The following is a 22,769-nucleotide window of genomic DNA, read 5'->3' on the forward strand; positions in this document are numbered from 1 at the left end:
CCTGCAGACAATGACCTGTCTTTCTTTTATTTTCCAATGCAGAATCGCGAAAATATCACATCCAGAATCCGCTCATCGATATGCTCATGCTCCAGTCCACCCAGTTCCTGATGGACTGTTCGCAGCAGCATGGCGGCGATTTCCGTTCTGCCGGTATTCATTTCTTCGGCTGCCTCGGCCAGATGCTTAAGGGCCGATTGCAGTTTTTGCCGATGCCGCAGATTGATGGCCATGCCGCGGTCCGTTTCGGCTTGTCCGGCCTGGGCCGATAATAATGCACGCGACAGGGTTGTTTTCAGTGCCTCTATCCCTGTTCTCAACGTGCTGCTGACGGCCAGAAAGTCGATGCCGAACCTCTGTCTTAAAGCTGTGAGCCGTGATGACAGTGCTTCTGAGGGGATTAAATCGGACTTGGTGGCAATCCCGATCAGAGGATAGCCGGACAAAAGACTGAAGACCGCCTCTGATGCGTCCGGAGGGGTGGCAGTTAAATCCACACAAAACAGCAGTACCGTAGCCGATTGAATCGCCTGAATTGCCGATTGCCCAGCCAGTTCATCCAGCATATCCTCCGGTCTGGTTTTAAGCCCCGCACAGTCGAATAGCACACATGTTCCGCCAGGCAGTTCCAACAGGGCTGTTAATACATCCCGTGTTGTCCCCTCATACTCCGAGACAATACTGCGACGGGTTCCCGTCAGGGCGTTCATCAGGCTGCTTTTGCCTGCATTGGGCGCCCCAACCAGCCCCACGGATGGCAGTTCTATCAATTCCTCACACCGTACCGCTCCGTCCAGGAGCCGCTGAACCGTCTCCGACAGCCGACCTATCCGTTCACAGGCCTGTTGTGGTCCGATGAATTCGATATCCTCTTCCGCAAAATCCAATCCCGCTTCCAAAAGCGACAGCAGCTCCAGCGTCTGTTCCTGAAGTCGCTGAATGGTGGCGGCCAGGCCTCCTTGCAGAAGTCGCTGGGCGGCGGAGAGTTGCCCTGCATTCCCGGCCGAGACAAGATGCATCACCGCCTCGGCCTGCGATAAATCCATCTTGCCGTTCAGATAGGCCCGCTGGGTGAATTCCCCCGGCCCGGCCTGACGGATACCCGTCTGCAATACAGCCTGATAAATCGCATCCGCCACCGGCTGAGCCGCCCATACATGCAGCTCTACCAAATCCTGTCCGGTGTAGGATGACGGTGCGGTAAAACAATATGCCATGCCATCTGCCCAAACGCCGCAGGCAAGCGTTGCCCGAAAGGCCGTCAGGCCCCGCGGATTCGGGACCAGACCAGTTGTGCTGCCGAACTGGAACTGCAAAGGCGAATGGGTAAAAATGGAAAATGCACAAGCCCCGCTGATGCGGATAATAATCCGTCCCGGCCGACCTGGCAGCAGGGACGGCGAACTAACCGCAGCAATGGTGTCATCCAGTGAATACATACAAGGTACAGTGCCGGATTCACGGAAGACCTGTTAAGCGATCCGTGAATCCGCAGAATACGGCTCATTTATCCAAACGGAAAAAAGGCTTGGGCTTTTTCTTTTTGAATTTGGCCAGTTTGATTGTTGTCGGTACCAGGGTTGCTTCTTCCTGCTCCTGTTTTTCCCTGAGGTGTTTGCGAATAACCATCTGCTCGACCACCCCGGCGGCAATGCTGGACATAATATACAGGTTCACCCCCGATGCCCCGTTATACAGGAAAATCGGGAACATCGCGACCATCATAATCGACATGATTTTCTGCTGCTGGGCCATCTCGGGATTGGCCTGTGCCGTCTGGGCCTGCGGAGTCAGCTTCATCTGCAGATACATCACCGCTCCCATCAGCAGCGGCAACAGGTTAAAGGAGCTTAATTCACCAATCAGCGGTACATCAATCGGCGGGAAGCGGAACAGGGCATCCGGCCCCGACAAGTCGGTAATCCAGAACGGCAGAAAACCCTGCCCTCGCAAATCAACATTCATATACACCGCCGTCCACAACGCTATCCAGATCGGCATTTGTATCATCATCGGTACCATGAACATAAACTGTGAAACGCCACCCTCGCGGTACACCAGCATCATCTGCCGCTGCATTTCCTGCTTGTTGCTGGCATATTTTTTCTGGATTTCCTGAATCTTGGGCTGCATCTTCTGCATCTTCATCATCTGCACCTGTCCGCTTTTGGTCAATGGATGCAGTGCCAGCCGAATGACAAATACAAAAATCATAATCACGATGCCGTAGTTGCCCAGCGGCCCCATGGCATGGTACAGCGTATTCATCAGCCAGACAATGCCGAAAGCCAGAGGCCCGATGATGGCTTTGGGACAGCAGCACGAGCTGAAATCGATTGTCTGGAAGAATGACAGGGCCTGATAGACTGGGTTGTTTTCAAAGACCTTCTTGTCCTTGGGACCCAGATACAGGTTGATTCCCATTTCGACCGCCGATCTGCTGTCGCCGGCTGCGGCCAGTTCAAAGGTGCCGGTTTTCAGCACAAACGAGCAGTTCTCGCTATGCCGCACGCTGGGGTTTTCGGGATAATAACGGGCCGTCAGAAAGCCTGTCATTGATTTGGACAGGGCCGTAGAGGGATAAGCGATGGCGGTAAAATATTTGTTGGTGATTGCCGCCCACAAAAACGGCAGTGTTTGTTTGGCAGCAAATGTCAGGTCTTCGGGTTTGTTTTTGTCCACGGCCTTTTTCATTTTTGCCGTATCCATAAATTGCGATTCGACCTGCGTGCCGGACTGGAAGGCTGCAAATACCTTAAGCGTATCCCGCTGCTGACCTTCATGAGGAATGCCTGTCGGGCCAGCGATATTCAACTGGGCCTTGAGGGGTTCCGGCGACAGATTTTCAATCCGAAGATGGCTGATCAGGTCATAGCTGCCGGGCTGTACCTGGTAGGTGCGGGTGATGCGCAGCTTCGGCTCGGTCATCTGCTGCTGGCCGGCAACGGTCTGGACCGTGCCCAGTTCAGCGACGAAGACCGCTTGACTGTGGTTGTGCTCAGCGAGTGTCCAGTTGAGCTTTTCCAGCGGAAACGCCAGTCCGCTGAACGGCTGGCCATGCCGTGCCACGTACAGCGATTCACAGGCCATCGAATAGTGTGTTTTACCGCTGGTGACCGGGCTTAAAATGGCCATCGCTTTGGGGTCTTTACGGTCAAGGTTGCTGAATTCCGAAAGCCGGGCCGTCCGCACTGCGGCACCCCGTGAGGTCAATTCCGCCTGGAATTTATACTGGCTCGAATCATCCGTCCGGGCAATCTTGTCCATCAGGCCGCCCAGCATGACGGTCTGCTCACTGCCGCTAATAGCCGACAGTTCGATAGGGGCGTCCGTCGGCAGCAATGCTGTTTGGGCGGGCTGGACCGGCATCGCCGGCGGCTGTGATGGGATTTCCGCAGCCAGCCGAATCGCTCCTGCCGAGTGGCCGACTGTGACACTGTGCCAGATCAGGGCCCCGCAGGCAGCCGTAAATACAATTAAAAAACCTAAAGCGATACGTTTTATTGTCATTGAAATTATCCTTTTATTCTGCTGTTTTGAAAATCAGAGATTGCAGCCGCATCTGGGATGCAGTCTCTGATCGATGAGTTGTATTCCGAACTATGCCGCCAGGCTATCGGCCGTCGGCCAGCCGTTCTCCTTCGAAGCGGTCCAGCTCCGGAATCGAATAAATTTTCTGGGCTGTGGCTTTATAGTCATATTCCAGTCGTACAAAATGCACTTCATTGTCCGCCACAAAAACATAGCTGGCTCGGTTATCGCGGTCACGCGGCTGACCGACTGAACCGACATTGATAATCGCCTTTTCATCCGGGATAATCGGGTATTTGCCGCCCAGTTCATCGGGCGGATAAAAGTCCGGATCTTCCAGAAACACCCCGGGTAAATGCGTATGGCCGATAAAGCAGATATGCTTGACCCGTTCAAACAGGGCATCCATCTTCCCGGCGGTGGTGAACACATCATCTGGAAAGATATATTCATTGATGGGCCGACGCGGCGAGCCATGCACAAAATCCAGGTGGGCATCCACTTCGCCCAGTTTGGTCTGCAGGGTCCAACGCATCTTCTGGGTGCCCAGATAATTCCAGCGTTTTTGGACTTTCTCCCGGTCGGTTTCCTGTTCCAGCATCTTGCGAGTCCAGTAAGCGGCCGACTCCGCCCCGGAATTGAAGTTGGTCGGCTCGTATAAAACGGCATAGTCGTGGTTGCCCATGATGCAGTTTTCAGTCTTGGCGATAACCAGGTCCAGGCATTCCTTGGGATTGCCGGCATACCCGACGATATCCCCCAGACAGTAAATGGTTTTGATGCCACGCTGTTCAATGTCGTTTAAGACCGCAGTCAGGGCTTCCAGATTCGAATGTATATCACTGATTATGGCAAACATACTGTCATTAAGTCCCTATTATTAACCTAAAAAAGGCATTTTCTTATAACATAAGCCTGCACAAATTGCTATAAAAACCAGTCCGATGTGGGTAAGTTCTGTTACAAATCTGGAACATCTCAAAGTCTGTATAAATTACAGACAATGTCTCTATTTTCCCATGGCCGTCATCAGGCATTCCATTCCTGCCGGCGTGATATTGTATTTCTGCCGATACTTGGCGATTGAACCGCCAACAAGGCCTGCGGCTGACACCGGACAAAACAGCTCCAGACCATCGCCGTTAAGCCAGCTGCCCCGAAGCAAGATAAAAGTCATCATAAAAAACGATACGGGCATTGCAGAACCAATCGTAAGTTCATCAATTTCAAAAGGTAACAGTTTGCCTATCGACTCAAAGGCGCCGGGTCCATACAATCCCAAAAAAGCTGTTTTTTCCGACAAGTCCGTTACGGTCGCGTCCACATTTTGAGTTTGAATGATGTCGCGGACCTGCCCAAATAAGGAATATCCGGGCTTGCTAATCACGATATACTCGTTCCGCAATGCCGCAATACGATGAACTTGTTCCGCTCCGTTGCCGGCCCAAATCCATTGTTGACTGGAACGATCCGGAAGATGTGGCAGTCCTGCCTGAGTCAGCACCGCCTCTGCATCCTGTCCTTTAACACTGATACGCCCGAATCCGCATAAATCAAACGCTGCACAGTGGGTGTCTAAAGCATACTTTTCTGCCTCCACGGTGCTATATCGGCTCGGCAGACGCCAGCCGTGATAATCCCCCATTTGGGCTCCCATCTGAAGGTGTACCTGTTCAAAAGGACTTGATTTTGTCATACACTTCCTATACTGAATGATTCCGTTTCCAAAACCGTTACCATACCACAAATCTCCATGTGCGCCAAACAAAACAGGCTTCAACTCCAAAAAAGGGGTTTGGCACGACGGCGTTCGATGGTATAATACCCCGCTGTTTTGTTAAAGGAGATATTATTTTGGTACAAATGACATTACTCCAGACACATGGACTGGTGAAAAAATTTACCGGACGAACGGTGGTCAATCAGGTGAATATCTCGGTGGGCCAGCGCAGCATCGTGGGCTTGCTGGGCCGCAACGGGGCGGGCAAAACCACCACATTCCGGATGGTGATGGGCATGATTGTCCCCGACGAAGGTTCAGTAGTCTTTGAGGGGACTGAGGTTACGAAATTGCCCATGTACAAACGTGCCCGGCTGGGCATGGGGTATCTGTCTCAGGAACCCAGTGTCTTTCAGCGACTGACGGTCCGGGAGAATCTGATTGCGATTCTGGAGACGATGTCGATGACCGGTGCCCAGCGTAAGCAAAAGGCCGAGGAACTCATTGAGCGTTTCAGTCTGACTGAAGTGGCTCAAAGTCAGGCCCGCTTTCTGTCCGGCGGCGAACGTCGTAAACTCGAAATTGCCCGGGCCATGGTGACGAATCCGTCGCTGATTCTGCTGGATGAACCCTTCAGCGGCGTGGACCCGATTGCCGTGGAAGAATTACAGACCGAAATCCGCAGACTGGTTGCCGGCGGTGTCAGCATCCTGATTACCGACCACAATGTGGAGCGGACACTGGAAGTCTCCGACAAGGCTTATATTATCGATCATGGCAAGGTGATTGCTGAGGGCACACCCCGGGATATCATCCAGAACGAAATGGTGCAGAAAAGCTACCTGGGCAATACCTTCAAAGGTGATGAATTCGATAATTAATACCCAATGGGTAATACTATTCCGCGGCGGCTGCGAGCCGTTTTATGCTGCAGGTATTCACAGGGTCAGGTTCCCCTATGCGGCCGCGGAAAAAAGATGGTACTGGAAGCTGATGGCTGGAAGCTCTCAAGCCTGGCCAAAACGGTAAATTTAAGTGAAGATTCAGTCTGGTATGGTTGATTATATGAATTGCAAAATTACGCATTTTCCAGAGCCGGTTCTGCTCAAGGCCGCAAAGCCGATTCAGACAATAGACGAGTCAATTTGTCAGCTGGCTGAACGGATGAAAGAGATTATGGTCGAGCAAAAGGGTATCGGTCTGGCTGGCCCACAGGCAGGTGTTGACTTGCAGATTTTTGTCATCTCGCTGGATGGCACCAAAGAAAACGCCAAAGTCTATATCAATCCGAAGATTGAACCGTCCGGCCCGATGACCACGATGGAAGAAGGCTGCTTGTCACTGCCCGGCATCTATGCGAAAATTCCGCGTTACAGCCAATGCACGGTTCATGCCCTCGGTCTCGATGGCAAACCCTTCAGTGAGGCTGGGGAGGGGTTGTTTGCCCGGGCCATGCAGCATGAATACGACCATCTCCAGGGCGTGATGATTAAGGACCGCATGAGTGAAGCGTCCAAACTGCGTGCCCGCCGTATCCTGAAGCGGCTCCAGGAAGAGTACCAGAAGAATCACTCTTCACAACAAGGGCCTAAATAAGCTATGCGGATACTCTATTTCGGTTCCGGGCGATTCGGTATTCCCTGTCTGGAGGCAATTCGCTGTTCCGGCCATACCCTGGCGGCTGTATTTACTCAGCCTGCTCGACCGGCCGGACGTCATCGTGATCTCAAGCCCACCGAGGTGGCCCAATGGTGCCATGAAAAAGCCATTCCCTGCTTTGAGTCCGAGGATATCAACAGGCCAGACCAGTACCGGCAGATAGCCGATTACAAGGCCGATTTGCTGGTGGTCATTGCCTTTGGGCAGAAAATTTCCCAGTCGTTGGTGCAGCTGTTTCCCAAGGGCGCCATCAATGTTCATGGTTCTCTGCTGCCCAAATATCGCGGAGCTGCTCCCATCAACTGGGCGATTATTCGAGGGGAATCCCAAACCGGCGTCAGTGTCATCACACTGGCAGACCGAATGGATGCCGGACTGATTCTCGGGCAGGCTTGTACGCCGATTTTTCCTGAGGATGATTTTCAGACTCTCCATGACCGTCTATCCGAGCTTTCGGCGCCGCTGTTGATGGATACCATCAATGCCATTGAAAAAGGAACAGCGGTTTATCGGCCCCAGGATGAACAATTCGTCACCAAAGCCCCCAAGCTGAAAAAAGAGCATGGATTTATTGACTGGTCAAAACCGGCATCGGATGTTGCGAATCTCGTTCGCGGCCTGTGGCCCTGGCCGGGGGCTGCGGCGGTCTATGTCTCCGCCAAAACGGGTAAGTCCTGGAGAGTGACCATTGCTTCCTGCCAGGTGGTTGCCGAAAGCCATTCCGGACAGGTTTGCGGCATGATGGATGAACATTTTCATGTCATCTGCGGTCGGGACAAGCTGAGGATTCACAAAGTCAAGCCTGCCGGCTCCGCTCTGATGGATTTTCAATCTTTTATTAATGGCCGGCAGGGCGGCAAAGAGGACCTGTTTCTTCCGCTGGACCTGGTCCTGCGGGATTTTTCACAATCCAATCTGTAGAAAACCCCTGCAGGCCTATGCCGGATAGCCGACGGTTTGGGCATAAACCACATGCTGGTCAGTCCCCAGCTTCAGCAGGTCGGCCAGGGCGGTCTTGTTGCAGTTATGAAACCACGCGGCCAAACCCTGTGATGCGGCGAATAAATACACATTGCCTGCAATCAGACCGATTGCCACATTATAATAGGATTTCTGAATGTCGGGGTCTTTCAGGCCCGGTTCCTGCATCCGGGACAGTTTGTATTTGGCAAGATCGGCCACGAATACCAGGATCACCGGCGCTGTGGCCATGGCTCCGCCGCGCCGGCGTCCCACTGTTGCACGATAGTCTCCTGCAACCACAGGGATAAGACGATGTTCCAGAGCATCATAGAGATAAATTCCCTCGGCCAACACCACATACAAATCAATTTCCTGCGAGTTGCTGGCACTGGCGGCGGTTCTGCCGACCTGCCCCCGCGGCCCCTCCTGACGGTTGACCCCGAAGGCCGCCCAGAGCAGATTCGACAATTCCTGCCCTGTCAGCTTCCGATCGCTGATATTGCGGATGGTTTTTCTCTCCCATAGCGCCGCCAGGACAGACTTGCCGCCGTCGGTCTGGGGTCGGACTAAGGAGATCGGTTTCAGATTCGTCACCGGTGCGGGTGCTGCCGGGGTTCCGGGTGTGACAGGGGGGACGGGCCTGGCTTCCTCGGCCAGGGAGGATTCTGCGGCACTCAATACCGCCAGGGCCGGCACGCTCTTCAAAAATACTCTGCGATCCATATAATAGATTCCTCCAATCATATTATTGTTGCTTGTCGATATATCGTAGATTGTTCGATGTAAGTCTCAAGCAAAAACCGCCTTTCCAAACACATTATTTATGGAATCTGACCCAAAACAGGACTTCGTGGATAGATTTTAGTGATTTGCCAAAATTACTCCAATTCTGCATCGTTCTGCCATAATGGCATAACCGGTCTTTGGGTTGTTTTTGTAAATTCCTTATAATAAATGACTTATGGCTGCGTCGAAAATGTGGCACATTGTTTGCACCATAGTGTGGAGGTCAGGTCGGCTGTTTCGGCCTGATTGAAAACTGAATACGATCAATACTGTAATCAATAGGATACAGGAGCAGACAATGGCAAAAATCATAGGCATCGATTTAGGAACAACCAACTCGGTGGTTGCCGTCATGGAAGGCTCGGCACCCAAGGTGCTCATCAATGCCAGCGGTTCGCGGCTGACGCCGTCGGTGGTCGGCTTTACCGACAAAGGCGAACGGCTTGTCGGCCAGACCGCCAAGCACCAGCAGGTGACCAACCCAACCAACACGATCTTCTCGATTAAGCGATTTATGGGGCGTCGCCATCGTGAAGTGGCCACTGAAGAAAAGATGGTTCCCTATACTATCACGGGGGGGCCTGACGAGCTGGTCAAAGTCAGCGTTCGCGGTAAAGAATATACGCCCCCGGAAATCTCGGCGATGATTCTGCAAGATCTGAAAAAGACTGCCGAAGATTATCTCGGAGAAAAAGTCGAAAAGGCAGTAATTACCGTACCTGCCTACTTTAACGACTCTCAGCGTCAGGCAACCAAAGACGCCGGTACCATTGCCGGACTGGACGTGGTGCGTATCATCAATGAACCCACTGCCGCAGCCCTGGCCTATGGCACTGAAAAGAAAAAGAATGAAAAAGTGGCCGTCTTTGATTTCGGCGGCGGCACCTTTGATATCTCGATTCTGGATATCGGCGATAACGTCTTTGAAGTGCTCAGCACCAACGGCGATACCCACCTGGGCGGCGACGACCTCGACGAAGTGCTGATTCACTATCTGGCCGATGAATTCAAGAAGCAGCAGGGTATTGATCTGCGGCAGGATCCGATGGCTCTCCAGCGGCTCAAAGAAGCGGCCGAAAAATGCAAGTGCGAACTCAGCCAGCAGGTCGAGTCCACGGTCAATCTGCCGTTTATTACCGCGGATGCCTCCGGGCCCAAGCATTTGAATATCACCATTACCCGCAGTAAATTCGAAGCCCTGGCCGAGTCGGTTTTCGAACGACTCAAAAATCCGTGTTACCAGGCCCTTAAAGATGCCAAATTGTCGCCCAAAGACATCGATGAAGTGCTGATGGTTGGCGGTTCGACCCGCATTCCGCTGGTGCAGAAAATCGCCCAGGATATCTTTGGCAAGACACCCAACAAGAGCCTCAATCCAGATGAAGTGGTGGCTATTGGTGCTGCGATTCAGGGTGCCATTCTGTCCGGCGATTCGGGCGTCAAAGACATCCTGCTGCTGGACGTAACGCCGCTGTCGCTGGGTGTGGAGACTTATGGTGGCGTAATGACCAAATTGATCGAGAAAAACACAACGATTCCCACCAGCAAGAAAGAAGTGTTCTCAACAGCCAGTGACAATCAGCCCAGCGTTGAGATTCATGTTTTGCAGGGGGAACGCGAGTTTGCCCGTGACAACCGTACTCTGGGCCGGTTCCATCTGGACGGCATTGCTCCGGCCCCGCGCGGTGTGCCCCAGATCGAAGTCACCTTTGACATCGACGCCAACGGCATTCTGAACGTCTCGGCCAAGGACCTGGGTACCGGCAAGGAGCAGTCCATCAAGATTCAGTCTTCCTCCGGCCTGAGCAAAGAAGAAGTCGAAAAGATGAAACGGGATGCTGAGGCCCATGCTGCCGAAGACAAGAAACGCCGCGAGGTGGTGGATCTGAAAAACCAGGCCGACCAGCTTGTCTATCAGACTGAAAAGACACTCAAGGAATATGGTGAAAAGGTCGATGCCAAAGTCCGCGGTGATATCGAAAGTGCCGTCAACCGGCTCAAGGAAGCCGCCAAGGGCGAAGATGGCGAGGCCATCCGAAAAGCGATGGAAAACCTCAATACGACCGCTCAGGAACTGGGCAAGATTCTGTATGAGGAAGCCGCCAGGAAACAGGCCAAGACACAGCCTGCCGGCGAGGCCCCCAAGGGCAAGCCTGCCGGGGCTCCCGAAGAAGGCGAAGTCCGTCGCAAAGGCGGCGATGACGTCATCGATGCGGAATTTGAAGCCAAATAATTCACAGCTCAGACGACAGCAATCCTTCACAAGGCCCGTCCCTCAGACGGGCCTTTTTATTTTGCCTGCATCGGAAGCGACCGAGCAGGCCTTATTCATGCGTAAGACGGCTATGCAGCGTGATGTTTAACGGGTGGTGCAATCCAGCCAGCGGCGAGCCAGCAGGTTGAAGTCTTCCAGGTCCACACAGCAGTCTTTGTTGAGGTCTTCGTCAAAGAATACGGTGCATTTGGGCGGTTCAAACTCGCCTTTGTAAATTTCGCCTTCCGGATACGGCAACAGACCCGTCCAGTCGATCTGGACGGCGGGCAATTGCTGGATGGGATACTGGCCGGGCAGGCGCGTCATCCAGTCTTTAAAGGACCATAGCTCCTCGGTATCAAGGTGGCCGTAGCTATGGCCGAATCGCAGGTTGCCGATGAAAATCATTTCCGGTTCATTGCTTTGCAGGATGAACTCATGCCGCTCGGGATTCTGCATGAAATCATACTCGTGGAGGAAACGATACTCCGCGATGACTTCCTGCGGCCCTCCGGTCATGCTCTGCCAGATCAGGTCAAAGCCGCCGACGACATAGCCGCCGGTGGCGTTGGGATATTTCGGGGCGATATCGGATATGGGGGTGTTGATGAGCCAGTAAAATTCAGGGAAGCGGATCGACAGTTCGGGATAGGTGAAATAGACATCCCGATACGAAATGGCATTCCAGTGCGGCACGACAAATTCAGTGGTGATGGTGACCCAGGTGCAATAGGGGACAGGGTGATCTTTCAGATCCCAGTCCACCGTCAGTTCGCGGGGGGGATTGGCATTTTCTTTTATCGACGGTGTATTGCCGGTTGACCAGTCAAGCCAGGTGCTGTAGCTGAGGATGTCCACGTCGGTGCCGACTTTGTAATGCAGATCGTTGGCCCGCAGAATTCGCGAACGCTGATGGATGCGGTAGCTGCCGGTGACTTTCTGAGTTTGGGTGTGGTCGCCGGGATTGTCTGTCGGGCACAGGGTTACGATATGCTTGATAAACGGATGGTTGGTACTGTAGTTGATGTACCAGCCGTTGCCTTCATCGAAACCGGCGGGGTTGGGATTGACGTAATTATCGTAGGTATAGGTCTGGACATCACCGCCGGTGTCCCGGTCGGAATCGACAACAATGACCTGGGCCGGATTAGCGGCCAGGGTGCCACGTCCGCCGCTGTCGCCCCAGCAGGCAATGGCGTGTCCGCCGGAGGCGCTGCCGCCGGCGGTGGTACGCGGCCAACTGATGCTTAAGCCCAGCATCTGGCAGCGTCGCAGTTCATTGCCGATGAACATGGCCCCGTTGGCGTTATTCCAGGGGACGCGGGTTTTGTTGCCGTACACCGTAACGACGTCGTAGGGATTTCCGGGCCAGAGGTTGTGTGCCGAGCCGAGCCACCAGCTAATAGCCGTGTCGGCCCAGCCGCCATTGGCTACGCCGTAATGGGCTGCCAATTGATTGTAGATGTTGTCGGCCCGCTGCTGAACGGTGACTCCGACGCCATAACCGGCACCGGCCAGCATATTGGCCGCAGTCGCCAGCCAGCAGCTATTGGAGCCGGCATGTCCGTGAGCGGCTTTGTCCACGTCCGGCGGGGGATCCATTTTCATGTACTCCGCGACCACCGGCATGGACAGAGTACAGAAGCACAATACTAGTGCAGTGAATATAAGGGATGTTCTTTGCATGGTTTTGCCCTCCGAAAAAGTTTTGGCTTAAACAATTGTTTATTCCTTAAGTTTTGCACAAAAGATGTAAACTAATTTGTTTTATATCAATGTGAATTTGCGTGATATTACGGAGGCAAAAATGATACAAAGAAATGCCTACTATATATCTGGTCATTTGACATGATACCCTCTTCTTAAGGTACTCTTGTAATTAGAAAAGGTTCGTGCCAATCCTGAATAAAAGAGGTGTTGTTCCCTGGCGTGAATGGATTATAATGATATTGCCATAGCAGAATCAGGACAATCGAAAGGGTGTGATGATGCGAGGCTATACCAAATACATCAAGCGGGCCAGGGAACTGGGGGCAGTCGAGGCCAAAATCATTCCGGCCAAGAGTATTGTTGCTGCAGAATGGGTTCGGCTCAAGTGTCAGTTCGGCTGCGATGGATATGGGCAGTGTCTGACGTGTCCACCGCATTCACCGACGCCTGAACAGACCCGCCGGATGCTGGGCTTTTACACGTCAGCGCTGCTGATTCACGGCGATGCCTATACGGATATTCACTCGATGGTGCCGGTGCTGGAACGGGAGATTTTTCTGGATGGCTTTTACAAGGCCTTTGGGATGGGGGCCGGTCCCTGTAATCTGTGTAAAACCTGCGGCAAGACGTGCCGGCACACCGAAAAGACTCGCCCGTCGATGGAGGCGTGCGGGATTGATGTCTATGCGACAGTCCGAGCGAACGGATACCCCATCAAGGTGGTCAAAACACCCGACTGCAAGGGGAATTATTACGGCGTGGTGCTGATTGAGTAATGGCCTTATTGCGGGGGCTATGGGTCGGGATTTGATGAAAATTGGGGAATTGATTGCAATTCGGGGGGCTGGTGTTATAATTCCGGGGCGTGAGAAGTAGCCGTCTGTGGGGTGAAGTCTGTGGCCCCGGGGACGGATGAAGCGGGAAAACAATAACTCAAGAATTGAGGGACAGTTGCGTTTTTTAGTCTATCAAAACGGTCGGTTGGCTGACCAGTTTGTACTGTCTGCGGCGTATATGTTCGGGATGGATATGGTTCCGCTGCGTTATGTGGAATCGATAACATTCAAGAACGGGGTGATTGAATGCCGCCGCAAAGGTGATGATGCGGCAGGACTGGCTCTGCTGTGGCCGGTTAAAGACTGTGGCACATTTCTGTTGCCGACAACCCGTTTGCCGGAACGGGAAGAGCCGTATATTTTGAATGTGGAACTGGCCCGTGCCCGCCTGATGCAGGTGACGCTCAAGCGTGAAGACTGGGCTTTGTTTGAGGAAACCGACAAGTTTGCCGACCTGGCGCATGAGGCCCAGCATCTGTTCATTGAGTCGCTGCAATATATTGTAACCGATCCGGCTAAAGCCTCGCAGCTGGCGGATGAGGCTTTGCAAAAGGGAATTCAGTTCTCGGATAAACTGTCGGGGCGGTATTCCGAACAATTTTTATCGTATCGGCTTAAAAACAAAGGGGTTAGCCGGCATAGCCTCGGGTGCGGAGTGGACCCGGCATTAATTAAGGACGAACAGTATCGTAAATTGATGCTGGATATGTTCAGTTTCTTTACGGTGCCGGTTAACTGGGGCAAGATTGAGATTGAAAAAGGGAAATACGACTATTCCTCCATCGATGCCTGTATGGATCATCTGGCGGGCAAGCGGCTGGCGATCAGTTGTGGTCCGCTGCTGTGTTTTGAGCCGGGTCTTGTGCCGGGATGGCTGCTGGAATCCAAAGCGGAATTTGAAAAAGTTCGTGAAGAGGCCTACGAGTTTATTCATAAACTGGTGACCCGGTATGGCAAGTATGTGCATTACTGGCGTGTCATCAGCGGGATGAATGCCCGGAATTGTTTTGGCTTCAGCTATGAGCAGATGATTGAGATGACGCGGACGGCCTGTCTGGCGGCCAAGGCAGCCGATGCCAAGAGCCGGCGGATTGTGGAAATTGTGGCGCCCTGGGGCGAATATTATGCGACAGACAAGCTGACGATGCCGCCGCTGGTCTATGCGGATGTTGTGATTCAAAGCGGCATCAGCTTTGATGCGTTTGGCTTACAGTTGGAATTCGGCCGGGACAGGGTGGGGATGCACCTGCGGGATATGATGCAGATTGCCTCGCGTCTGGATTGTTTTTTGCCGGTTAACAAACCGCTGCATATTACGGCGATTGCGGCTCCGGATCGGAGTTGTGCCGGTGATGAAGATTACAGCCGGGCGGGCCAGTGGAAACAGCCATGGTCGGCGGCATTGCAGGCTGAGTGGATTGAGCAATTATACAAGACATTGCTGGGTCGGCCTTTGGTGTCCACGATAACCTATTCGCAGCTGGCTGACGGCGGAGACTGCAGCTGGGCCGGGGCGGGACTGGTGGATGACAAGCTGTGTCCCAAAAAGGCGTATCTGACGATAGGTAAATTCCAAAAGGCGATTCTGAAAATGCTGGGCGAGACCAAGTGAATGCTTTGATGTTTGATTCCGGATTGGGGCAGGGAGGGTAAGCGGTGGCATATCCATCCGGAAAAAAAGAAATTTTTGCATCCAGAACCGGGGAAATGGCCTCCGTTCTCCTGTCACACCGAATCAAAAGTCTCAAAGAGGTAACGGCGATGGTCTTTGCCGGCGTGATTGTGTACTGCGGGCTTATCGGGTATGCAGGCCAGGCGATGCAGCAGCCCTGTCCACTGGATACGATTAATCTGAATACGGACCCTCCGGCCAGCCTGGTGCGGCTGCAAGGGGTTGGCCCGGCACTGGCGGCGGCGATTGTGGAATACCGTCAGCAGCACGGGGCGTTTGCACAGGTCGAGGATTTGGAGGCGGTGCCCCGAATCGGCCCGGCGACAGTGAACAAGATGCGGCGCTGGATTACGTTAGCCAGCGAGCAGCCAACAGCGGAGTAGGACACGGATGGCAGAGTGGGAAATCAGAAAAACGGTGGGACGGTGTTTCGGGACTGGACGCGAACTGGCGGTGGGGGAGGAGTATTTTGCGGCCCTGGTGCAAACTGAACAGGGTCTGGAACGTCGGGATTTTTGTACGGCTTACTGGGAAGAGCATAAGCCCCAGGTGTATTGTTTCTGGAAAAGCCGGATTCCCAACCCTGAACACAAAAAGAAACTGCTGATCGATGATGCGATGCTGCTGGCGTTTTTCGACCGGCTGGCCAATGAACAGGAACCGGAGAAAGTGAATTTCCGTTTTGTGCTGACGCTGATCCTGATGCGCAAGCGCAAGTTGAAATATGAGTCGGCACGGAATGAGAATGATCAGGAAATCTGGACGATGAAAGTGGCCGGGGAAGACCGGACAGCGGACGTGGTCAATCCGCACCTGAATGAAGACCAGATTCAGCAGTTGTCCGAGCAGATGGGACAGATTCTGCAGACGAGCCTGGAGACGGAATGAAGACTCCGCAAAGGAATCAGGGGACATCCTTTTCTGGTATTCGCGGCTGGGTGGGGCTGTGGATGGCAGTGGGACTGTTTTGGGCTGGCGGATGTGTGCCGCCGCAAAAGGATCCCGAGATTGTGTGTCCGGGCAAGGCAACCCGAGAAGACGTGATCGAAACGCTGCGAGCCCGGCAGGCCGCAACCTTGTCGCTTCGGTCGTCGGTCAGCTGTGTCATGGAATTTACGGATGCGCAGGGAAAGCCCAAAAAAGAAAGCTTTGATGGGACGCTGCGATTTGTCGGACCTGACAAGCTGTACATTGGAGGTGAGAAATTCGGGCCGATCCGCATTGGAGCCAATGCCGAGACATTCTGGATGTATGTCAAGCCGGCACTGGATACGGCGTGGTACGGTCCGCGCAGAAATGTGCTGCGGTGTCCGGAAAAAATAGGGTTTAATCCCTTTTATCTGGCCGATGCACTGGGACAGATAGATTTGTCGCTGGACTGGCTGTTGAGCCATGATCCGGGATTTGACGTATTGACTGTGATGGAGCCGACGGGACTGCGGCGGGTCTATATCAACTGCTGCACGTACCGGATTGAGCGAATCGAGTATTGCGATATGCTGGGAGCGCTGATTGCCTCGGCGGACTTGAGCGACTATAAGACGATTACGGATGTTGGGGATATTCCCAGCACTCTTGATCTGCGGCATTTTCGCGGCGGCCGGATGAATACGCGGCTGACCCTGAAACTGTCGGGGATAGCCGTGTTCAGGCCGACAGAGGCCCAGATGCGGCTGTTTGTGCGGCCGGAACCCAAAGGGTTTGAAGCCGTGTATCAATTAAACGAATTTTGTGAGTTTGTTCCCGACCGGGAACAGGCCGAAGGGAGATTCTAATGCGAGTACCGCTGGGACGACAGCTTGGCAAGCGAACCGTTTTTCTTGATGGTGCGATGGGAACGCAGTTATTTGAACGCGGCGCCCAGCCGGGCGGCTGTAATGAACTGCTGAACATCGAGAAGCCCCAGATCGTCGAAGCCGTGCATCAGGCGTATTTTGATGCCGGCAGCGATGCGGTTTTGACCAATACGTTTGGGGCCAATCCGATTTCGCTGCGCCGGCATGGTCTGGAAGGCCGGATGCGGGAAATTAACCTGGCTGCGGCGGCGATTGCACGCAAGGCTGCCGGTGAAGACCGCTATATCATCGGCGACATCGGGCCGACCGGGGATTTCCTGGAGCCGCTGGGGACCCTGAAAGAGGCCGACTTATTTGCCGCCTATGCCGAGCAGGCCAAAGCCCTGGAAGAAGGCGGAGTGGATGGGTTTATTGTGGAAACCATGATGGCTCTGGATGAGCTGACTGTGGCGGTCAAAGCGATCAAGAGCGTTACGGCCAAGCCGGTGTTTGCGTCGATGGCGTTTGACTCGACGCCGGATGGGCCGCGGACCATGATGGGGGTAACACCCAAAATGCTGGTGGATGCGATGACTGGTCAGGGTGTGCGTGCGGTGGGTTTTAACTGCGGTACCCTTGATATGGACGGCTATGTCAAGCTGGCGCAGACATTTACGTCCGCATTGTTCGGTGGATATATTCTGCTGATTGCCCAGCCCAACGCGGGACGTCCGGAACTGGTGGGCGATAAAGCAGTCTATCACTTATCCCCCGCAGCGTATGCTGAAGCGATGGTGAAAATCCGTAACTGCGGAGCGGCGATCCTGGGCGGCTGCTGCGGAACCAGTCCGGCCCACCTGGAGGCTGCGATTTCTGCCAACCAGTAGAAACGCGATGGTTTGGACCGGTCAGTTTGGTTTGAGGATTCAGTAATGCGTCCTGTGATTGATTTTCATACTCATGCCTTTCCGGACAGTGTGGCTGAAAAGGCCATGACGTCGATGCAAGCGGAGGCGGATTGGAAGGCCGTCCTGGACGGGCGGTTGAGTTCGCTGATTGCCTCGATGGACCGGGCCGGTATCCAGACGAGTGTCCTGTGCAATATTGCCACCCGCCCAAAACAGTTTGAACCGATTCTGGAGTGGAGCAAGCAAATCCGGTCTTCGCACATAGTCCCGTTCCCATCGGTACACCCGGCCGATCCGGATGCCGTCCGCAAGATCGAGCAGGTGGCCGAGGCGGGATTTATTGGGATGAAATTTCACCCCTATTACCAGGATTTTGACCTCGATGAGCCGCGGATGATGCCGATTTACGAGGCCCTGAGCCGACATCGGCTCATTACCGTGATTCATACGGGTTTCGACATCGCCTTCGAATGGATCGATCGAGCCGGCCCCCAGCGGATTTTAAGGGTGCTGGAACAGGTGCCGGAGTTGAGGCTGGTTACGACCCACGTTGGCTCCTGGCAACAGTGGGATGACGTCGAGCGTTATCTGCTGGGCAAGCCCATCTGGATGGATATTTCCGTCAGCCGGGAATTTCTGGGGGAGGATCGTTTTCGACAAATGCTGCTGGCGCATCCGGCCGACTATCTGCTGTTCGGGACCGACAGCCCCTGGGCAGACCAGGCAGAAATGATTGCTTTTCTGGAAACCCTGCATTTACCCGAAGCTACACTCAATAAGATGCTTTACCAGAATGCCCTGCGATTGCTGAATTGTCAGGCATAACAACCGCTGGTATGCTGGGTCCCAGGTGAGCAACGTTACCCCCTAATGACGCGAGCCTAAAACAGCCTGGGGCCGTCGCGGAATCATATACCCGTAAGATATAAATCTTATTGGGTAAACACTTCATATATGATTGTCCGTCCCATCCGTATTTTCCCTGGGGTGCAATCCTGAGTTGTACCAATTGGCATGGAAAACCACGGATTAATGTCCTAATAGTCACGATTATTGTACTTTTTGTCGATAAATTGTGAATTCAGAACAAAATTTATTTGAAAAAAGTGAGATTTGCTACTATTGTTTCTTCTCATAGAAACTTCGGTTGTTTTTCGGAGTATGTGTTTTAAACAGAAAAGCCATGATTTTGCAGGAAGAACACGATGTTGGGAATTGAGGATAAAGGGGTAGTGGCGGCCTATCTGCTCTGTATTGTTAGTGCCGGGCTGTGTGTTGTCTATGGCTTGCTGAATTGGAATCGCGGCGACGAGCCGGTCGAACCCGATGATGTCAAATGGGTTGCCGAAGAGAAAAAAGTCGAAGAGAAATTCTAATTCAGTACACATCACGCAGAGGATATGAGCCGTTAATTGCTTCTAAAGTAATGGAGGTTTTATGTTGGCGCAGAGCGTAGGGTTGTTGGACATCATTGTGGTTCTTGCTTATCTTCTTTTGGTAATGTATCTGGGGGTCATGGGGTATTTACGCACCAAGAACGCAACGGATTATCTGATTGCCGGCCGGCAGACGCACCCATTTGTCATGGCGATGAGCTATGGAGCGACGTTTATTTCCACCAGTGCGATTGTGGGTTTTGGCGGTGTTGCCGGGCTGTTCGGGATGAGCGTTCTGTGGCTGACGGTGTGCAATATCTTTGTGGGTATATTTATTGCGTTTGTGTTTCTGGCGCCGCGGGCTCGTCGGATGGGGCATCATCTGGATGCCCATACCTTCCCTGAATTACTGGCACGCCGGTATGAAAGCCGGTTTATCCAGGTCTTTGCCGGCGCAATTATTTTTCTGTTTATCCCCCTGTATGCTGCGGCGGTGTTGATTGGCGGCAGCGTATTTGTCGCGACATCCTTCAACATCTCGTATGAAACGGCGCTGCTGGTGTTCAGCGTCATTATTGCGGCGTATGTGGTGGTGGGCGGGCTTAAGGGCGTGATGTACAGCGATGCCCTGCAAGGCTCGATTATGTTTGTGGGAATGTTTGCGCTGCTGATTTTCTGTTATGCCAAACTGGGCGGAATAACCGCGGCCCATGAAAAACTGACAGCCCTGGCTCCGTTGGTGCCGGGCAAGCTGCAGGCGATTGGTCATCGCGGCTGGACGGCCATGCCGGCATTTGGCTGGGGTGATGTTAAATACAATCTGTGGTGGATGGTTATCAGTACCATTACGCTGGGTGTCGGTATTGGCGTATTGGCTCAGCCGCAATTGGTGGTGCGGTTTATGACTGTCCGCAGCAAGCGGGAACTCAATCGTGCCACGCTGATTGGCGGGGTGTTTATTATTGTGATGACAGGGGTGGCCTTTACGGTGGGGGCCTTATCCAACGCCTATTTTGCCGAACATGGGGCCGAGTTGTCAGGACGGGTGGTCAAAATCCTCGATGAGGGCAAAGGTCTTGCGGTGCTGCAGATCATGAAACCCGACGAACAAGGGGTCTGGCGGGATGTGCCTGAAAAGACTGCCCCGGTAAAATTGTCCGGCAATGGCGGCAGCCAGCCGGGGGCCGATGGCCAGACTGTTACGATACAGAAAGGCCGGAGCATTTCGGTGGTCTATGCCGGCGGCTCTGCTGACGAGATCATTCCGACGTATATTACCAGTGCCATGCCGAAATGGTTTGGGCTGCTGTTTTTGCTGACCCTGCTGTCGGCGGCGATGAGTACCCTGTCCAGCCAGTTTCATACGGTTGGCACCAGCATTGGCCGCGACGTCTATGAGCAGTTGACCGGCCAGCACGGCGGCAGTGCCAATATTACCCGGATTGGGATTATTATTGGTATTGTGTATGCGGTGGTGATCAGTTTCTATGCCAGGGAAAGCACCTTTATTGCCCGTGCGACGGCGGTCTTTTTTGGGTTATGTGCCTCGGCGTTCCTGCCGGCGTTTCTGGGGGGATTGTATTGGAAGCGGATGACGCGGGCGGGTGCAATCTGGTCGATGTTTATCGGATTTATCGTTACCGCTTTCTGGCTGGTGTTTATCAAGGATAAGGAAGCAACGACCATTGGTTTATGCTCAAAATTATTCGGAAAAACCTCGCTTTTATTGGATAAACCCAACTGGTCGGAAGTGGACCCGCTGATCGTGGCGCTGCCGATATCAGTACTGGTAGCGGTGATTGTGAGCCTGATCACCCCTCCGCCCTCCCCGGAGCACATCAAGAAATGCTTTCAATAAGTCTATTGCCGCGGTAAAAATGTTTCAAACATTTAGCCCGGATTTGCCGAAATAGAGAGTCAAAGTGTTCTATAACCCCTAAATTAAGGAGAGACAGAATGAGTATGGTAACAAGGATTGTGTGCCTGGTCTTAGTGATGTCGGCGGCCGTATGGATTTCGTCGGCATCGGCCGCTCAACCCGCTGCCGCGGCCCCCGCAGAACCGCATTGGCATGATGTCAAGGGAGCCTGGGCGGATGCCTTCCATCATCCGTTTGACGGACTGGAGATGGGATTGGACATCCGGTTACGTGAAGTGTATGCACATAATATCTTTTCTGTAAACGATCAGTGGGGGGATCCGGCTGCCAATTCCAATGACAACCACTGGCAGCGATATCGCACCCGATGGTCAACCAAATGGACTCTGGCTGAGGATATGACCTTCAACACCCGGCTGGTCTGGGAATTCTGGTCGATTACCGATCCGGAGCGGCATCATCTCAACAGCATGAGAGCGTTAGCCAAGCAGGATACGGATTTCCGCGAAGCGATTTTTGACTGGATGAACATTCAGTGGAAAAATGCCTTTGACCTGCCGATGACTCTGACGGTTGGCCGTCAGGATATTATCCTGGGCACCGGCTGGCTGGTGGCTGAGGGAACACCTGCGGATGGTTCACGAACGGGCTATTTTGATGCGGCGCGTGCCACCATCGATTTACGGGATACCACCAAGTTGGATTTGATTGGGATTGTCCAGTATGATGATGAAAGCAAATGGCTCAAGCCCATCAATCACCGCGATTATCTCCATGTAACACAGAGGACAGATGAAACCGGTTTTATTGGGTATTTGACCGATAAATCCATTGAGAACACCACTCTCGAAGGCTACTACATCTATAAGAAAGAAGAACCGTCCAGCTGGGCCAAAGGTACCAAATCCTGGTGGGCAACAGCCCCGGGTCAGGATGCCGAAATCCATACTTTCGGTGGACGTGTCGCACAGAATCTGGATGCCAACTGGTCGTACAGCGTGGAAGTAGCCAAACAATTCGGCAAACGCGACGAAGAGAGCATGACAGGGCTTGGCTCCAACAATTCGTTGAAATACGCATTTAATGATGACCTGAAAAATGAATTAACCCTCATGTATGAATATCTGTCCGGGGATAACAAATCGACTACCAAGAGCGAGAAATTTGATACCCTGTGGGGTGACTGGCCGCAGTATCAGCGCGGCGGCGACTTGCAGTCGTATCTGTGGACGTTTGAAGGTGCCCTCGGTGAAGTGGCTAACCTGCACCGTGCGGGTATCAAGCACAGCTTCAAGCCTGCCAAGGAATGGACGATGGATACGCTGTACAACTTGATGTGGGCTGACCAGAATGGTGCCGGACAGGCCAATCCTACCCAGCTTGCCACATCCAACAACAGCTATTTCCGCGGCCAGATGATTACCGGTCTTTTGACCTATCAGTGCTGCAAGAATTTCCGCACCCAGTTCCTGGTGGATTACTTCATCCCCGGCAGCTATTATGATCAGAGCAACCGTGACCACGCGATCTTTGCCCGTATCAATATGGAGTGGACATTCTAAGTCCTGTTTTGTGCAAGTCTGCGACAAGCCCGGCCTAAAAAACCGGGCTTTTTTATGCGCAAAATGCGTTTTTATGCCTGAAAACCCGCTTTCAGGCGGATAATTCTTGACCCGATTGTTGTTATAGGATACCTTGAA

At 53.1% G+C, this 22,769-nt stretch carries 20 protein-coding genes; 14 read left to right on the plus strand and 6 right to left on the minus strand.

The annotated features are described in order from the left end of the window. Positions 1-26: 26 nt before the first annotated feature. The 4 genes from ACQ9LF_RS06960 to ACQ9LF_RS06975 all read right to left on the minus strand — a co-directional run bounded on the left by ACQ9LF_RS06960 (position 27) and on the right by ACQ9LF_RS06975 (position 5,227). Entirely contained in the window at positions 27-1,439 is a 1,413-nt protein-coding gene (locus tag ACQ9LF_RS06960) for a tRNA modification GTPase (protein ID WP_462488660.1), read from the minus strand. A gap of 64 nt (positions 1,440-1,503) precedes the next feature. After that, positions 1,504-3,510, minus strand: a complete 2,007-nt coding sequence (locus ACQ9LF_RS06965) for a YidC/Oxa1 family insertase periplasmic-domain containing protein (RefSeq protein WP_462488661.1) — start codon at positions 3,508-3,510, stop codon at positions 1,504-1,506. A 103-nt stretch (positions 3,511-3,613) separates the two neighbouring features. Further along, positions 3,614-4,390, minus strand: coding sequence for a metallophosphoesterase family protein (locus ACQ9LF_RS06970; RefSeq protein WP_462488662.1), 777 nt, complete (start codon positions 4,388-4,390; stop codon positions 3,614-3,616). Between the two features lie 150 nt (positions 4,391-4,540). Beyond that, positions 4,541-5,227 (minus strand): hypothetical protein, encoded by a 687-nt coding sequence (locus ACQ9LF_RS06975; protein ID WP_462488663.1) that lies wholly within the window; start codon positions 5,225-5,227, stop codon positions 4,541-4,543. A 167-nt stretch (positions 5,228-5,394) separates the two neighbouring features. On the opposite strand from ACQ9LF_RS06975, the gene lptB reads away from it, so the two are divergent. From lptB to fmt, 3 genes are all read left to right on the plus strand, one after another. Continuing rightward, positions 5,395-6,132 carry an LPS export ABC transporter ATP-binding protein gene (gene lptB, locus ACQ9LF_RS06980; RefSeq protein WP_462488776.1) on the plus strand — a complete coding sequence of 246 codons (738 nt, stop codon included), beginning with the start codon at positions 5,395-5,397 and terminating at the stop codon, positions 6,130-6,132. Between the two features lie 184 nt (positions 6,133-6,316). Continuing rightward, positions 6,317-6,847: a peptide deformylase gene (gene def, locus ACQ9LF_RS06985; RefSeq protein WP_462488664.1), complete on the plus strand. Its 531-nt coding sequence runs from the start codon at positions 6,317-6,319 to the stop codon at positions 6,845-6,847. Between the two features lie 3 nt (positions 6,848-6,850). Continuing rightward, entirely contained in the window at positions 6,851-7,831 is a 981-nt protein-coding gene (gene fmt, locus ACQ9LF_RS06990; RefSeq protein ID WP_462488665.1) for a methionyl-tRNA formyltransferase, read from the plus strand. A gap of 15 nt (positions 7,832-7,846) precedes the next feature. On the opposite strand, the gene ACQ9LF_RS06995 is transcribed toward fmt, so the two are convergent. After that, positions 7,847-8,596, minus strand: coding sequence for a SagB/ThcOx family dehydrogenase (locus ACQ9LF_RS06995; protein WP_462488666.1), 750 nt, complete (start codon positions 8,594-8,596; stop codon positions 7,847-7,849). A 361-nt stretch (positions 8,597-8,957) separates the two neighbouring features. Between ACQ9LF_RS06995 and dnaK the strand changes: the two genes are divergently transcribed. After that, positions 8,958-10,892: a molecular chaperone DnaK gene (gene dnaK, locus ACQ9LF_RS07000; protein WP_462488667.1), complete on the plus strand. Its 1,935-nt coding sequence runs from the start codon at positions 8,958-8,960 to the stop codon at positions 10,890-10,892. A gap of 126 nt (positions 10,893-11,018) precedes the next feature. Here the strand turns inward: dnaK and ACQ9LF_RS07005 are convergent, their stop codons facing one another. Then, the gene (locus ACQ9LF_RS07005) at positions 11,019-12,521 is read right to left on the minus strand and encodes a hypothetical protein (protein ID WP_462488668.1); all 1,503 of its coding nucleotides are present in this window, start codon (positions 12,519-12,521) and stop codon (positions 11,019-11,021) included. Between the two features lie 377 nt (positions 12,522-12,898). Here ACQ9LF_RS07005 and ACQ9LF_RS07010 point away from each other — a divergent pair, with 377 nt between their 5' ends. The 10 genes from ACQ9LF_RS07010 to ACQ9LF_RS07055 all read left to right on the plus strand — a co-directional run bounded on the left by ACQ9LF_RS07010 (position 12,899) and on the right by ACQ9LF_RS07055 (position 22,631). Continuing rightward, on the plus strand, positions 12,899-13,399 hold the full coding sequence (locus tag ACQ9LF_RS07010; RefSeq protein WP_462488669.1) for a DUF2284 domain-containing protein: 501 nt from the start codon (positions 12,899-12,901) through the stop codon (positions 13,397-13,399). A 136-nt stretch (positions 13,400-13,535) separates the two neighbouring features. Then, positions 13,536-15,071 (plus strand): endo-1,4-beta-xylanase, encoded by a 1,536-nt coding sequence (locus tag ACQ9LF_RS07015; RefSeq protein ID WP_462488670.1) that lies wholly within the window; start codon positions 13,536-13,538, stop codon positions 15,069-15,071. Positions 15,072-15,166: 95 nt separating this feature from the next. Continuing rightward, the gene (locus tag ACQ9LF_RS07020; RefSeq protein WP_462488671.1) at positions 15,167-15,514 is read left to right on the plus strand and encodes a ComEA family DNA-binding protein; all 348 of its coding nucleotides are present in this window, start codon (positions 15,167-15,169) and stop codon (positions 15,512-15,514) included. Between the two features lie 7 nt (positions 15,515-15,521). Beyond that, positions 15,522-16,019 (plus strand): hypothetical protein, encoded by a 498-nt coding sequence (locus ACQ9LF_RS07025; protein ID WP_462488672.1) that lies wholly within the window; start codon positions 15,522-15,524, stop codon positions 16,017-16,019. Further along, a complete protein-coding gene (locus ACQ9LF_RS07030; protein WP_462488673.1) occupies positions 16,016-16,906 on the plus strand; it encodes a hypothetical protein in 891 nt (296 codons plus the stop codon). Before ACQ9LF_RS07025 ends, ACQ9LF_RS07030 begins: the two co-directional genes overlap by 4 nt. Continuing rightward, a complete protein-coding gene (locus ACQ9LF_RS07035; protein WP_462488674.1) occupies positions 16,906-17,793 on the plus strand; it encodes a homocysteine S-methyltransferase family protein in 888 nt (295 codons plus the stop codon). The genes ACQ9LF_RS07030 and ACQ9LF_RS07035 overlap by 1 nt, the downstream gene beginning before the upstream one ends. Before the next feature lie 45 nt (positions 17,794-17,838). Then, entirely contained in the window at positions 17,839-18,639 is an 801-nt protein-coding gene (locus tag ACQ9LF_RS07040; protein WP_462488675.1) for an amidohydrolase family protein, read from the plus strand. A 380-nt stretch (positions 18,640-19,019) separates the two neighbouring features. Continuing rightward, positions 19,020-19,190, plus strand: coding sequence for a symporter small accessory protein (locus ACQ9LF_RS07045; protein ID WP_462488676.1), 171 nt, complete (start codon positions 19,020-19,022; stop codon positions 19,188-19,190). 61 nt (positions 19,191-19,251) lie between these two features. Further along, positions 19,252-21,048 carry a sodium:solute symporter family protein gene (locus tag ACQ9LF_RS07050; RefSeq protein WP_462488677.1) on the plus strand — a complete coding sequence of 599 codons (1,797 nt, stop codon included), beginning with the start codon at positions 19,252-19,254 and terminating at the stop codon, positions 21,046-21,048. A 98-nt stretch (positions 21,049-21,146) separates the two neighbouring features. Further along, entirely contained in the window at positions 21,147-22,631 is a 1,485-nt protein-coding gene (locus ACQ9LF_RS07055; RefSeq protein WP_462488678.1) for an alginate export family protein, read from the plus strand. Positions 22,632-22,769: the final 138 nt, after the last annotated feature.

Source organism: Anaeroglomus insulsum (genome assembly GCF_050689095.1).
In the GTDB taxonomy this organism is placed as follows: domain Bacteria; phylum Planctomycetota; class Phycisphaerae; order Sedimentisphaerales; family Anaerohalosphaeraceae; genus Anaeroglomus; species Anaeroglomus insulsum.

What these genes read in the sequence shown, in the direction of transcription:
- ACQ9LF_RS06960 (WP_462488660.1), bottom strand. Translation starts at nt 1,439, where the DNA reads ATGTATTCACTGGATGACACCATTGCTGCGGTTAGTTCGCCGTCCCTG.
- ACQ9LF_RS06965 (WP_462488661.1), bottom strand. Translation starts at nt 3,510, where the DNA reads ATGACAATAAAACGTATCGCTTTAGGTTTTTTAATTGTATTTACGGCT.
- ACQ9LF_RS06970 (WP_462488662.1), bottom strand. Translation starts at nt 4,390, where the DNA reads ATGTTTGCCATAATCAGTGATATACATTCGAATCTGGAAGCCCTGACT.
- ACQ9LF_RS06975 (WP_462488663.1), bottom strand. Translation starts at nt 5,227, where the DNA reads ATGACAAAATCAAGTCCTTTTGAACAGGTACACCTTCAGATGGGAGCC.
- lptB (WP_462488776.1), top strand. Translation starts at nt 5,395, where the DNA reads ATGACATTACTCCAGACACATGGACTGGTGAAAAAATTTACCGGACGA.
- def (WP_462488664.1), top strand. Translation starts at nt 6,317, where the DNA reads ATGAATTGCAAAATTACGCATTTTCCAGAGCCGGTTCTGCTCAAGGCC.
- fmt (WP_462488665.1), top strand. Translation starts at nt 6,851, where the DNA reads ATGCGGATACTCTATTTCGGTTCCGGGCGATTCGGTATTCCCTGTCTG.
- ACQ9LF_RS06995 (WP_462488666.1), bottom strand. Translation starts at nt 8,596, where the DNA reads ATGGATCGCAGAGTATTTTTGAAGAGCGTGCCGGCCCTGGCGGTATTG.
- dnaK (WP_462488667.1), top strand. Translation starts at nt 8,958, where the DNA reads ATGGCAAAAATCATAGGCATCGATTTAGGAACAACCAACTCGGTGGTT.
- ACQ9LF_RS07005 (WP_462488668.1), bottom strand. Translation starts at nt 12,521, where the DNA reads ATGAAAATGGATCCCCCGCCGGACGTGGACAAAGCCGCTCACGGACAT.
- ACQ9LF_RS07010 (WP_462488669.1), top strand. Translation starts at nt 12,899, where the DNA reads ATGATGCGAGGCTATACCAAATACATCAAGCGGGCCAGGGAACTGGGG.
- ACQ9LF_RS07015 (WP_462488670.1), top strand. Translation starts at nt 13,536, where the DNA reads ATGAAGCGGGAAAACAATAACTCAAGAATTGAGGGACAGTTGCGTTTT.
- ACQ9LF_RS07020 (WP_462488671.1), top strand. Translation starts at nt 15,167, where the DNA reads ATGGCCTCCGTTCTCCTGTCACACCGAATCAAAAGTCTCAAAGAGGTA.
- ACQ9LF_RS07025 (WP_462488672.1), top strand. Translation starts at nt 15,522, where the DNA reads ATGGCAGAGTGGGAAATCAGAAAAACGGTGGGACGGTGTTTCGGGACT.
- ACQ9LF_RS07030 (WP_462488673.1), top strand. Translation starts at nt 16,016, where the DNA reads ATGAAGACTCCGCAAAGGAATCAGGGGACATCCTTTTCTGGTATTCGC.
- ACQ9LF_RS07035 (WP_462488674.1), top strand. Translation starts at nt 16,906, where the DNA reads ATGCGAGTACCGCTGGGACGACAGCTTGGCAAGCGAACCGTTTTTCTT.
- ACQ9LF_RS07040 (WP_462488675.1), top strand. Translation starts at nt 17,839, where the DNA reads ATGCGTCCTGTGATTGATTTTCATACTCATGCCTTTCCGGACAGTGTG.
- ACQ9LF_RS07045 (WP_462488676.1), top strand. Translation starts at nt 19,020, where the DNA reads ATGTTGGGAATTGAGGATAAAGGGGTAGTGGCGGCCTATCTGCTCTGT.
- ACQ9LF_RS07050 (WP_462488677.1), top strand. Translation starts at nt 19,252, where the DNA reads ATGTTGGCGCAGAGCGTAGGGTTGTTGGACATCATTGTGGTTCTTGCT.
- ACQ9LF_RS07055 (WP_462488678.1), top strand. Translation starts at nt 21,147, where the DNA reads ATGAGTATGGTAACAAGGATTGTGTGCCTGGTCTTAGTGATGTCGGCG.